Raw genomic sequence first — 12,531 nt, forward strand, 5'->3', positions numbered from 1 at the left:
AAAACCCCATTATATTCAAACCTGCCTATAGCAGAGTTCAAAACACTTTCAACGCTGAATGGCTCGGATTAGTTTCCCTCAAAAATATGGAAATAATGCATTCAGACTTTCGGTGAAGAGCAAATTATTTGCTCGGTACACCTGTTTTCACCATTTCATTAATTTTGGACATAATCTTTTCAGTTGCTCTTTCCAGTGCATCACCAGAAGGATCTTCCTTAAACTCGTCCAAATTCACCGGTGCTCCATACACCACTTTCATCTTACGAAATAGCTTGTAGTTGCCGATAATAGCCGTAGGGATAACAGTAGCACCACTCCGAAGAGCAAAGCTCGCCGCACCTTTTTTGCCGATGCCTCCATCGTTGTGCCGACTCCCGGATGGGAAAATGCCGAGCACTTCACCATTGCGCAAAATGTTTAGTGAAGTTTTGATGGATTCCTTGCTAACGCCTCCACGCTTAACGGGAAACGCGCCCACAGCCTTAATGATCTTGCCAAGTACCGGAACATCAAACAATTCACTTTTGGCCATGAAGCGTACCTGCCGGCGAAGTTTAATACCTACCGTTGGAGGATCAAAGTTACTGATATGATTAGAACATAAAAGTACGCCGCCCTCTTGGGGGATATTCTCCCGTCCAACTGCTTCCAGGCGGAAAAGAATGGTGTAAATGATCCGCAGTACTGTGCTGCAAAATGTGTAAATCATAGACCAACCTCTCCTCTGACCATTGTGCAATAAGATACGATTTTGTCAACCACTTCATGAATACTCATCTTGGTTGTATCAAGAACAGTTGCGTCCTCGGCACAGCGAAGTGGGGATATTTCCCGCTCTTCATCCAATTTGTCACGTGTGGCAATGTCTCGCTCTAATTGCTTCAACGTCAGTCCTTCAGAGGGGTCCAGTTCTTTGAAGCGGCGAAGTGCGCGCTCTTCCACACTGGCAGTCATGAAGATTTTCACTTCCGCATCGGGCAATACTGTCGTTCCGATATCGCGTCCATCCATGACGACGCCCTTGCGCAAAGCCATTTGCCGCTGAGTATCCACTAATTGCGAACGCAGCCCCTCGATTTGCGCATATCGGGACACGATCCCCGTAACTTCACGGGAGCGGATTTCCGAGGTTACATCTTCCCCGTTACAGAACACTTTCTGTCCGCCCGGGTCCGGCTGTAAATCAATGACCAGTTTGTGGGCTTCCTGAAGTACCTCTGATACATTTTCCGGAGAAATCCCTTTCCGAATCATGTGTAGGGTTACCGCACGGTACATTGCGCCAGTATCGACGTAAATATAACCGAGCGCCTCTGCAACCAATCGGGCCACGGTACTTTTCCCGGCACCAGCAGGTCCGTCAATTGCAACGTTCATCTTCCCGTTCTCTGATGTGTTCTGGCTTGCCAACGGGGCATTCCTCCTCAAACGATAAGCCTCAATAAAAAAACAGGCATTGCCTGCATCGTGAAAATTATACCACACTATACACATGGATGCAAAAACAGCCAATTCATTGATGTTCCTTTTTTGTTGAATGCTCCATATGAATTGGTGTCCCCTCCATTCGGTCTATCCGGGTCACATTTTGTTTGAAATATGGAACCTGAAGCAGCAATTGGTAGATCACCAACAACAAGAATAAAACGGCAATAAGCTGAAAGAGTCTTCTTTCCATTCGTTTGGAGAACACGTAATACAGACGCTCATATCTTCGGGATGTACGTCGGTGATTCATACCCAAGCACCTCCGTTTTTCCCCTTACGTTTCCCGCCACATTTCCTTTTTATTCAAAAAAACGCACCCTTACTTCGTGCGATAATCCAGCTGCCGTTCAAAGCAGAATTTAATGATTTTTTGCCGCTCCGAGTCTGTGATCTGAGTAAACTTCAACATGCAGAGCTGTCTTCCAGACTCGAGGGTTTTAATGCGAACCACTTCGGCTTCGAAAGCCACATGCTCAATCGTTGAATTCCGATAAGGAACGAGCAGCCAGCAATTTAACTTTTGCCCTTCCGCAATCGGGAAGTTTGGTTCTCCATAAATGGACAATCCCCCGCCACCTATATCCTCGGTCAATCCCACGGCACGAGTCAGGTCTTCTGCTTGAATGGCTAGTTCAAGATTCGCATGAACACGTAGGAAGCTGCGTCGTTGTATTTTCGAAATATCATCAGGCAGCGGTTTGCGTATACGCACAAGCCTTACCACATCTTCTTCAAATCCGGTCACGTACGTATTGAAATAATGTCTGACGCCATCTTCAGTAATATAAGAGATGGACAGTTCTTCACCGAAATACAATCTTTTCAAACGACTGCTACCTTGCTGCATCGGTACTTCAATCAAAAAACTGTGATCATCCATGTCTGCTATACGGGATTTGTATTCCTTGCTCTCTTCTTTTTCATCTGCTGAGGCAATTTGGATGTGTAAAATTTCATTAATTTTCGGATACAAGCTCTTCACCGCCACCTTACTATTCATCATCGTATGTACAAGGACTATTATACCATGACCTTTCTCATAGCGGATAACAAAAAACAGACCACGAGGTGGTCTGTTTGGTAAAATTATCGAGTTTCGTTTTCCCATTAAATTTTAGGAAGTCGCATTCACAGGTTTAATTTCTTCAACTGCTTCTTCGACCCCTGTATTAGCATTGATATAAATTCGGTATTTCGTCCCGTTGATGCGTCCACCGAATTCATAACATAATACTTCCTTGCTGTAATCATTCTCAATTAATGACTTACGTGCATAGCTCTCCTCAAATTCAGGATTAAGCTTTTTGCGAGCCTGTGCTTCGGTAAGAGCCGCTTTTGGTATTTGCCGTTGTTTCTGATGCTCATAGACATAATCGCTTGCCTGGAAGCCAGTAACGTCTCCTGTGTCCAGACCGACGCGTACAGACATTTTCTCCGGATAAAGCAGGGTATCCCCTTGTTTACGAACGTACGTTAAGTTTGCTAAGTTACCATACTCATCGTAGTTTACTGCTTTCATATCTTTGTAGCCCTTATTGACAAGAAATTGATCCGCTTTGGCCATGGCATCTGAACGTGAGACCTTTTTCGCGCCAATCGGTCTAGTATCGCTGTAGGAAATCAGCATGCCCCCATTGCGGGTAAAATCCATCATCAACTTGCTTTCTTTGCCTTGATTGATTGTAGCGGTATAGGACTCCCAATCCGTACCTTTACCATTCTCCTGAACCTGGATCTTGCTGCTGTCCGCATTCGAGAATTTCGCAGCTTTACTTTGAATTTGTTCTTTTGACACCGGAATACCATCCAGCTTTTTGACTGAACGCTTTGCATAAATGCTGGATACCGAAGGGCCCCAATCCAGTTCAGGATACTCCTGTACTTTTTTGTTCACCGTGCGAAATCCATCGACAATGGTGTTATCCATCGTTTCTTCTTCTGTCGCCATAGCCGTTTCGGCATCCATCCAGCGCAAGCGGTCAGAAAGTACTTTTTGCTGGACTGCCTGCAGGTTTTTAGTGATCTCGGAGGAATTCTGGTACAGCCTTTTCAGGTTGCCCACTTCCTTCTCACTTAGTGGTTCATTGGTTAAATCACGCATGGATGCCTGATAAGCAAAGTTTGAGATACGAGAAAGGAATTCCTCCGTCTCGTTAAAAGGCAGCATGGTTAGTGGCAGTTGGTTAATCTCATTTTGCGCCTCGCTGGTAAGCCGCCACACATTCATCAGACCTTTGCGGTGCATGCCCTGGGAAGTGGAGTTCACCGCCAGTGTATTACCGATTTCAGAGTGCAGCTTGTCCATATGAAAAGACAAATCATGAAACGCACGCTGATACTGATTCTCCGCTTTGATCAAGATCGCATTTTTCTCCTGATTCTCCTGGTATCCCCACACAAGGGCACCGATCAGCAGTACTGCAAATATCGGAAACATGACTGAACTTAAACGTTTATACATCGGTAGAGTCTCCTTTCATCTGAACCACTATCTATATTGTGGATCGAAGAAAGTCCTCTTATACATCGGTTTTCCAGTCGGCACAATGTTTGACTCTTTGCCAGCTATTTAATTCATTTGAATCCAAGACGTACCGCCATCTTCCTCAATCTCAAATTGATCCCGATTATCACACAGACACTGCTTGAATCCGGTCTCAATTCGCCCTCTTTCTTTTTTTCCGCGCAGCGTAAACCGCTCTCCGCACTGTTTGCATCTGATTTTTATTTTTATCCTCATTACGCTGTCTCCGTTTCTGTTGTTCATTCCCTGGGGATTCTTTAGCTTGAAAACAAAAAAACACACCGGGGCATCAGGCGCAGTACGCGCTCCATGTCCACCAGTGTGTCCGTATTTCTATAATTTAACCTCTTCCTCCCTTTTCACAAATCGAAAAGGAGAGCGGTTGTTAGCCCGCGTAATTTTGCCCACGGCTCCATACCATAATCCCGCCATTAACGGTGCTATGAACCACAGCCAGTAGTTTGCCATCGTGTTCATGATGACATCGTACAGCGCATGCCAGAAAAATGGAAGCAGTAAGGAGAGCATCAGGAACCAGCGCTTCTTCTTGCCATCCGTAAACTTGGCGCGCCCCATGTAGTATCCCATAATCACCGCAAACATGGCGTGTCCTGACACAGGGAGTAATGCACGGAGAAACATGGCTGAGACGGATGCATTCCCCGCAAAGGCATACAAAACATTCTCCACCGTAGCAAAACCAAGTGAAACAGCAACGGCGTATAAAATACCGTCATAAGGCTCATCAAACTCCGTGTGATTATAAATAATATGGTATAACACAAACCATTTGACGAATTCCTCAACCCCGCCGGAAATGAGAATAGACTCAACGTAAGGGTTATCTCCGAGCCACAGTATCATACCTCGCTGAATAATCATTACAGGCAACACCATCAAAATACCCATGACGAATACTCTTAGTACCATATGAAGTGGCTCAGAATCATAACGGTCTTTCAGATAAAAATATGTTAACAAGGCGAGACCCGGAGCTACTGCTGCCGCTAAAACCGAAAACAAAAGCACCGAAATTCCCTCCTCTGACTAAGACGCGTTTGCAATTGAATTTAATCCTGACGTTTGAAATGGGTGCAGATCACTTCAATAGCCTGTTCAGGCATAATAACTTTACCGTACTCTTCCATTACCGCAGGCGTAACCGAAGAACCTTCACCAAATTCAGCAAGCAGCGCTATTAACGCAGCATGTTTGGTGGTGTCGACTTCGTCCGGTTCCAGATGCAGGAACCACTTATCTTTATAGGAATAAAGTCTTCCCGCATTCGTTACATGTTGACGCAGCATATGTGCAGCCTCAATCAAGATTTCAAAATCCTTAAAGGCATATACAATGGAATCGCTCTGCTCCAGTGTAACTTCCATCTCGTATACTTCTTCAGGCAGATCATCCTCATGGCCCGAACCATATTGTTGCGGATCATATTTCCCACGCGTAACAATGACCACCATTCCTTGAGCGGGAAGTGCGAATACTTCGACAGCAAGCGGACCTGTAGCATCGAACCCAAGTTCGGAATATGCCTGATCCATCATTTCAGTGAACAGTTCATGAACTTTAGGTATTTCCTGCCACATATCTTCTTTTTGTATTCCGCGCTCGCTCAGATCGTCAAAGGTCAGGAAAATCCGTATCTTATCGTGACTTAATCGTTCTATTTTCATACAGGATCTCCCCTTTATAAGCAAGTCTTATAACAGATTATGAAGCACAAAACAATATGTGCTGAAAATAAATCTATGTAGTTATGTTATCATTTTATACCTGCAAATGCACGAAGTAAAATCGACAAAAAAAGAATCAATCCACATCAAACAAGACTGTGGTTGATTCTATTCCAGTAGTTTTGGTTTATAAACCGGGTACTGTTGTGTTTGTTTGAGTCAAAATTTGCTCAACTTCACGTTTAACATCCGGATTGGTGCGAATAAAATCTTTGAGCATGTTCATGTTTTCTTCTTTTTCCTGCGGGGTAATGGCTCTTGCTGTTTTTTTCAATGCACTTTTGTGGGATTCACCATGCTCATTATTCTTAGGGCTGAATCCATCCATACCTGGAAAAGTCATTTCCATCATCTTGTGCTTGGCTTGACCCATCATGTTGCCGGACGAGAGTGAAGACAACATGGGAATTTTGCCCTTGGACAGATATGAACTGGCAGCAACACCAACTACAATCCCCCAAAAAAAGGATGACGCCTTCATTACACCAACCTCCTCTTATGTTAAGATCACAACTAGTGTTTGCGGAAGCACGACATCTCATTCCGCATAAATACAGGAAAGTGAGTTGAAATTATGTTTAAAACGGCTGCCGCAATCCTTATTGCCGCATGTCTCCTGTTGTCAGCATGTGGGGAGCAAGAAACACCTACTACCGAAAACACCACTCCTGAAAAAGAAACGGTCTCCTCTGTACAGAGTGAAGAAAACACTTCAAAAGCCGCGGAAGATGACCAATCTTCAACTCAAGACAACCTGGAGCAAACTGATGAAAAAGAACAAGAAACAGAACCAACTGAGGATAAAATGGAACAACAAATTGAGAAGACATATCATATGAATGAAAATTATTACATCAAACCCAATGATGAAAACGGTGAGAAGAAGGTCGTTCTTCTGACATTCGATGATGGCCCTAAGGAAGCAGAAATGATTAATGGATTAATTGATACACTTGACAAACATAATGCCAAAGCCATATTTTTCGTTAATGGATATCGTGTCAAAAGCCATCCGGAATTGCTAAAGCTGATTTACGAGCGTGAGCAAATTATTGGTAACCATGCTTGGGACCATGAGGATCTCAAAAAAATGTCCGCTTCCGAGGCTGCCAAGCAGGTAACGGATGTTCAGCACATCGTCAAAGAAACCATTGGTGTGGAGCCTGAATTCTTCCGCCCTCCCTTTGGTTCTGGTAATGATGCTTTGAAAGAAACCGTCAAGCAAAATGGCATGTTATACATGACTTGGTCCAACGGTTCGCTGGACTGGGACAAGAGTACTCAGAACAAACCCGATAAAGTCGTTCAGAATGTGCTTGATCAGTTAAATCCCGGAAGCAATATATTGATGCACGAGCTTCCTTGGACTGTTGAGGCCCTAGATGATTTGTTAACGAAGCTGGAGAACAAGGGATATTCTTTTGTTGACCCTCGTTCGATAGAGCTCGAAGCCAGGTGAGGATATAGATAAACAGCCCTGATCCATATAGATCAAGGCTGTTTATTTTGTTTTTATCGATTTTAAAGTAATCCTGTGCATCTCAGCTGGACAGCATAATCTGAGCGGCAAATGATTCGTTCCATAACCTCTGCTGACCAGCATTTTGCCATCCGGATCACCGTTCATCCGTTTCAAGGTGTACCATCCTCTCGACACATTCCGGTAAGCTTGGTTAAGGAAAATCGGTCCAAGAAACGGGATCACGAGTTGTCCCCCGTGTGTATGCCCACTTAAGATAAGATCAGCATAATCATGAACACTCTTCGCCTGAAGCGGATCGTGAATTAATACAATCAGGCAATCATTTCTGCCCTTTTCCGTTAGGTGATTGCTAAGTTCACGAGACCGATAATCCGCTCCGGCCAGCTTTATGCTGGAATCCCTCTTTTGAAGAGACACAACCTGATCCTGCAGAAGCCGAACCCCGGTTTCCTGAAAAATCCGGGCCAACTGAGCCGTTCCCGCATGTTTGTCATGGTTTCCATAAACCGCAAAAGCAGGGGCAATATTGGTCAGTAGTTGCATATTGTGTCGGACGATGGACCATGAAATCCCCTTCTCCGCCACATCTCCACCGATCAGAACCCAGTCCACCTGGCCCAATAATGGCTTAATGTCCTCCTGCCTCAATCTCCTCTTATGAAGGTCGGATACATACAAAATGACGCTTCCATCAAACGAAAGGGGTAAGGCGTTTATTTCAATTTCATCCTCCATGACCCTATGAAGGTGCGCTTCACGCCACATATGAACGATCAATATAAAAATCACCATCAACACAGATGCGAACCAGACCATCATTACCAAGGCCAAGGAAGAAATGTGTTTAGTGGCGGAGCCCCTTTGATGCCCCACCAGACCAGGCTGATCGTGAGTAAAACAAAAATAATGATGAGGGAGTTGACAAACCGTTTACTTAACCGCAATCGGCGAGAAGGATGAAGCTCAGTCCGGGTAGGAAGTGAACCTGCTTCCGTGACCGTTTCATCGGTCGCTTTTTGCGGAGATTTGGAACGTGCCGGAGCCCGGCTGGGGAGCACTGGGCTTTCCAGTGCTGATGCAAACGACTTGCGTTGTGATCTTGGTACGGATACGGTGGACAATGATGCCCCCGCCCCCTCCAGTGCAGCTGCCGGTTCAGCAACCAAGTTCACTTGAGGAGCCGTAGTCCGCTCGGTTTTCTCTGTTTTGTCCGAGTGACGGTGGCGCTGACTGCCATATGTCTTCATTCTGCTTAATTGCTGGTTCATGATCCCCTCCGAAAACGTATCGCTAATCCGGACACCAAATCAATAATAAAGTGACATAATATCGGTGCCCACAATGTGCCGGATTGCAAATAAATCCAACCCAATCCATAGCTAGAAACAAATACCCAACCTGTAGGAATCCAGTGGCGAAGATATCGAATATGAATTACTGCAAACAATATGCTAGTCCAGTAAGGGCCAATGGCATGCTGTATTGCTCCGCGAAACAATAATTCTTCACAAATAGCGACAATAGCTGCTATACATACGATATGCCAGATCGGGCGAGACCTGAACAGCATATCATTGATTCCTCCGTCATCCATGCTCTCCTGAGGAATGACATAAGACAGGACCAAATCCATGACGAGCATAATGCCGGCAAGACCAAGCCCCCACCAAATAAAATGAACACTTTCAGGCCAAGCAAGCACGTCGAACAAATTTCGCTTCTGCAATAAAATCCATACAACTCCAATGATCAGAGTTAAACCTTGTGTAAAGTATAGATTGATCAGAAGCAAGCGCTCGGTAAGCTGCTGTGGTTCAGCCTTCTGAATCTTGAACTTGGAAAACTTTGATTTTTTCATTGCCTGCGTCTGTCCTCTTACTAGATATTTGATGGATAACCTACTTGGGCTGCCCAATCGGATAGTATACTAAATGATAGCCAAAAATCCAAATTGGTTCAAGACCTGCCTCAAGTCCCGTTTTCCTATCCTTTGTTACCCGAATTTCGGACTCATCGTAACGTCACATTTGATTTTTTTGAATCTTTAAATTTACTACTACTTTTTATTATATGATTTAGGTATCTTCATAGTAAACTGCTGATAAATGAATGTGATCCAAGTCATCTGCATTAAAACATTTATGCCTATTGACATGGTCATGTTAGCCATGATACATTATGAAAAAATTAGTCACGTTAAACACGATGATGGAAAAAAGATGTTGCTTTGTTCTTACAGAGAGCCGATGGATGGTGCAAATCGGTGGCAGGCAATGGATCTTGAGCGTTCCTGAGTTATTGCATTGAAATTGGAGTAGGTGCAATCGGTTTAGAGCCGTTATCCTCTTCGGTCTTTATTGACCGTGAAGACTGTCGTTGCGAAGCGGCAGTGAATTAGGGTGGTACCACGACAACTCTCGTCCCTTATTGCGCAAGCAGTATGTGGATTGAGAGTTTTTTGATTTATTTTTAGGAATATACGTGGGTCCACTCTATTATTACACCCCTCCCCTCTGCTGCGACACCGCGTTGTTGGGCGGAAGGATGAACCCGGTTTTAAGGAACACCTCATTGCAGAGGTAAGTCCTTGACGATATAGATACACATACTAAGGAGGAAGAAACCATGTACAAAGTGTTAGTATCGGACCCAATCAGTGATCTGGGTATTCAGCAACTGGTGGATGCAAATGATGTTGTAGTTGAGAAAAATACCGGTCTTAGTGAAGATGAGCTTGTAGCCATTATTGGTAATTATGACGCCCTTCTCGTTCGAAGCCAAACTCGTGTTACAGATCGTATTATGGCCGCTGGAACCAATCTCAAGGTCATTGGCCGTGCAGGGGTTGGGGTGGATAACATTGACCTGGAGGCTGCCACTCAACGCGGTATCATCGTTATTAATGCGCCCGATGGGAATACCATCACGACATGTGAGCATACATTTGCCATGATGATGGCATTGGCACGTCACATCCCACAGGCATACGCCAAAACCATTCAAGGTACATGGGATCGCAAAACCTTCCTGGGTGTGGAACTCAGAAATAAAACTCTGGGTGTACTCGGAATGGGACGAATCGGCAGTGAGGTAGCCAAACGCGCCAAAGCCTTTGGTATGGATATTCTCGCATATGACCCGTTTCTGACTCAAGAACGTGCAGAGAAACTTCAAGTTAAACTGGCCAGTGTGGATGACATCATTCGCAATGCTGACTTCATGACGGTACACACTCCATTGACACCTGAAACTCGTCACATGATCTCCCGTGCACAATTTGAAATCATGAAAAAAGGCATGCGCATTATCAACTGTGCTCGTGGCGGAGTCATTGATGAAATGGCCCTTGTGGAAGCAATCGATGAAGGTATCGTTGCAGGTGCTGCATTTGACGTGTTTGAAAGCGAGCCACCAGCACAGGATCATCCTTTCCTGAACCACCCAAGTATCATCGTTACGCCTCACCTGGGTGCCTCCACCGTGGAAGCACAAGAAAATGTAGCGATTGATGTATCGGAGCAGGTACTTCATATTTTGCGGAATGAACCGTTCAAAAACGCTGTGAACATGCCAGCGGTTGCGCCAACGGTTATGAACAAACTCCAGCCGTACTTTAAGCTTGGTGAAACACTGGGTAGCTTTGCAGCCCAAATTACACAAAATGCCGTGCAAGAGATTCGAATTGACTATGCAGGTGACCTTTCAGAAGTAGATACGTCGCCACTCACTCGTTACATTGTTAAGGGCATTCTCGCCAGACATCTGGGCGGAGAAGCAAATATCGTTAACTCCATGCATCTGGCCAAAACCCGTGATCTGAATGTAGTTGTAAGCCAAACATCCACAACTAAAGGGTTTACTAACCTCATCACAGTTACGTTGGTAACGACACAGGAAGCAGAGGAACGCCGTGTAGCCGGAACGCTGCTTGCTGGTTACGGAGAACGGATCGTACGCCTGGACAAATTCCCGGTTGATATCGCTCCAGAAAGTCACCAAATTTTGATCTCCCATAACGATAAGCCAGGTATCATCGGACGGGTAGGTACGCTGCTTGGTCAAAATGATGTCAACATTGCCTCCATGCAAGTGGGACGGAAAATTATCGGTGGTGCTGCAATCATGATTCTGACTGTGGATAAAGCAGTTCCAAAAGATGTCCTTGTCCAGCTTACAGGTCTGCCTGAGCTTAATACAGCTGTTGAAATTGTTCTTGAATAGATGCCACATCGTGCATAGATAGTCAAAAGAGACGATCCCAGAAGGGTTCGTCTCTTTTTCTGTACTTAGCTTAATCGAATAATGTTAAGTGTGGCACCTGGAGGTGATAATACTGCTGTTGCAACCAAACCAAACAATTGAAGTTGAATGGTTGAACCAGCTGTGGCGGTAATAATAAAGTCGGTCGCAAGCTGGCTCAAAGAAAGAACGGGCGAGATTACACTCGGTGGAACTACAGCACCATTCAGCAGTATTCGAGATTGGACAGCGAGCGCTGCTGTAAGATTGATTTTGTAACTAATATAATAACGTCCTGCCGTAGCGAGAGTAAACGTATCACTCGTTCCATTTACGGTAATTCCGGTACCAATGTTTTGATTATTAGGCAGAGGTATAACCGTTCCGCCCAAAAGAACAAGAATTGTACCACTTGTATTCTCTGCGTATGAAGATGCTGCTGTAACTGAAGTTCCTGTTGCACCTGTGGCACCAGTGGTACCGACACCCGTCGCACCCGTCTCTCCAGTTGCACCTGTAAGTCCCGTTGGACCCGTTACTCCCGTCGTTCCTGTAATTCCTGCGCTTCCTGTTATTCCGGTTTCTCCTGTTGCACCAGTTGAGCCTGTTGCTCCAGTACTTCCCGTTATGCCTACTCCAGTAGCTCCCGTTATTCCGGTCTCTCCTGTCACTCCAGTACTTCCTGTTACACCTACCCCAGTAGCTCCTGTTACACCTGTCGCACCAGTTTCACCTGTAAAACCTGTGATACCTGTAAGTCCAGTAGCCCCTGTAACTCCGGTCACTCCGGTTATCCCCGTGATGCCTGTTGCGCCGGTTACTCCTGCTGCTCCAGTAACCCCGGCAGCTCCTGCACCTGCCAACAACGTGTAATCTGGGGAGGTTCCTGGTGTCCCGGTCGGTCCGGCAACATTGGCAATATACGTACTGCCGTTAAACGTAACCACTTGACCCGCTGGGTATGTTGGTGCCACAGCTGGATCGAATGGTACCACTCCACTCAAACCGATACCCGTCGCACCCGTGATACCTGTAATGCCCGTCGCCCC

Annotated in this window: 15 protein-coding genes and 1 other annotated feature; of the genes, 2 read left to right on the forward strand and 13 right to left on the reverse strand. The window is 45.4% G+C overall.

Annotated elements, in window-relative coordinates:
• Positions 1-124: 124 nt before the first annotated feature.
• The 9 genes from CHI14_RS26575 to CHI14_RS26610 all read right to left on the reverse strand — a co-directional run bounded on the left by CHI14_RS26575 (position 125) and on the right by CHI14_RS26610 (position 6,241).
• Positions 125-712: a lysophospholipid acyltransferase family protein gene (locus CHI14_RS26575; protein ID WP_095292905.1), complete on the reverse strand. Its 588-nt coding sequence runs from the start codon at positions 710-712 to the stop codon at positions 125-127.
• On the reverse strand, positions 709-1,413 hold the full coding sequence (cmk, locus tag CHI14_RS26580; RefSeq protein WP_095292907.1) for a (d)CMP kinase: 705 nt from the start codon (positions 1,411-1,413) through the stop codon (positions 709-711). Before cmk ends, CHI14_RS26575 begins: the two co-directional genes overlap by 4 nt.
• Positions 1,414-1,516: 103 nt before the next feature.
• A complete protein-coding gene (locus tag CHI14_RS26585; RefSeq protein WP_095292909.1) occupies positions 1,517-1,741 on the reverse strand; it encodes a hypothetical protein in 225 nt (74 codons plus the stop codon).
• 69 nt (positions 1,742-1,810) lie between these two features.
• On the reverse strand, positions 1,811-2,464 hold the full coding sequence (locus CHI14_RS26590; protein ID WP_095292911.1) for a flagellar brake protein: 654 nt from the start codon (positions 2,462-2,464) through the stop codon (positions 1,811-1,813).
• 141 nt (positions 2,465-2,605) lie between these two features.
• Positions 2,606-3,952, reverse strand: a complete 1,347-nt coding sequence (gene ypeB, locus CHI14_RS26595) for a germination protein YpeB (protein WP_095292913.1) — start codon at positions 3,950-3,952, stop codon at positions 2,606-2,608.
• A gap of 108 nt (positions 3,953-4,060) precedes the next feature.
• Positions 4,061-4,231, reverse strand: coding sequence for a hypothetical protein (locus CHI14_RS30230; protein WP_164764345.1), 171 nt, complete (start codon positions 4,229-4,231; stop codon positions 4,061-4,063).
• A 117-nt stretch (positions 4,232-4,348) separates the two neighbouring features.
• On the reverse strand, positions 4,349-5,044 hold the full coding sequence (prsW, locus tag CHI14_RS26600) for a glutamic-type intramembrane protease PrsW (protein ID WP_095292915.1): 696 nt from the start codon (positions 5,042-5,044) through the stop codon (positions 4,349-4,351).
• Positions 5,045-5,085: 41 nt separating this feature from the next.
• Positions 5,086-5,700: a genetic competence negative regulator gene (locus CHI14_RS26605; protein WP_095292917.1), complete on the reverse strand. Its 615-nt coding sequence runs from the start codon at positions 5,698-5,700 to the stop codon at positions 5,086-5,088.
• A 187-nt stretch (positions 5,701-5,887) separates the two neighbouring features.
• Positions 5,888-6,241, reverse strand: a complete 354-nt coding sequence (locus CHI14_RS26610) for a hypothetical protein (RefSeq protein WP_095292919.1) — start codon at positions 6,239-6,241, stop codon at positions 5,888-5,890.
• 93 nt (positions 6,242-6,334) lie between these two features.
• On the opposite strand from CHI14_RS26610, the gene CHI14_RS26615 reads away from it, so the two are divergent.
• Positions 6,335-7,219: a polysaccharide deacetylase family protein gene (locus CHI14_RS26615; RefSeq protein WP_095292921.1), complete on the forward strand. Its 885-nt coding sequence runs from the start codon at positions 6,335-6,337 to the stop codon at positions 7,217-7,219.
• A 42-nt stretch (positions 7,220-7,261) separates the two neighbouring features.
• Here the strand turns inward: CHI14_RS26615 and CHI14_RS26620 are convergent, their stop codons facing one another.
• Genes CHI14_RS26620 through CHI14_RS26630 form a run of 3 tightly spaced genes read right to left on the reverse strand, consistent with a single transcriptional unit; the run spans position 7,262 to position 9,101 of the window.
• Positions 7,262-8,032 carry a metallophosphoesterase gene (locus CHI14_RS26620; protein ID WP_212677029.1) on the reverse strand — a complete coding sequence of 257 codons (771 nt, stop codon included), beginning with the start codon at positions 8,030-8,032 and terminating at the stop codon, positions 7,262-7,264.
• 29 nt (positions 8,033-8,061) lie between these two features.
• Positions 8,062-8,511 (reverse strand): hypothetical protein, encoded by a 450-nt coding sequence (locus tag CHI14_RS26625; protein WP_095292925.1) that lies wholly within the window; start codon positions 8,509-8,511, stop codon positions 8,062-8,064.
• Positions 8,508-9,101, reverse strand: coding sequence for a type II CAAX endopeptidase family protein (locus CHI14_RS26630; RefSeq protein ID WP_095292927.1), 594 nt, complete (start codon positions 9,099-9,101; stop codon positions 8,508-8,510). Before CHI14_RS26630 ends, CHI14_RS26625 begins: the two co-directional genes overlap by 4 nt.
• Positions 9,102-9,439: 338 nt before the next feature.
• Positions 9,440-9,671: a binding site (T-box leader), on the forward strand.
• Positions 9,672-9,868: 197 nt separating this feature from the next.
• Here CHI14_RS26630 and serA point away from each other — a divergent pair.
• Entirely contained in the window at positions 9,869-11,464 is a 1,596-nt protein-coding gene (gene serA / locus CHI14_RS26635; protein ID WP_095292930.1) for a phosphoglycerate dehydrogenase, read from the forward strand.
• A gap of 65 nt (positions 11,465-11,529) precedes the next feature.
• Here the strand turns inward: serA and CHI14_RS30235 are convergent.
• The coding region (locus CHI14_RS30235) for a BclA C-terminal domain-containing protein (RefSeq protein WP_481856457.1) at positions 11,530-12,531 on the reverse strand (1,002 nt) is incomplete at its 5' end.

The organism is Paenibacillus sp. 7516 (assembly GCF_002272715.1).
In the GTDB taxonomy this organism is placed as follows: domain Bacteria; phylum Bacillota; class Bacilli; order Paenibacillales; family Paenibacillaceae; genus Paenibacillus; species Paenibacillus illinoisensis_A.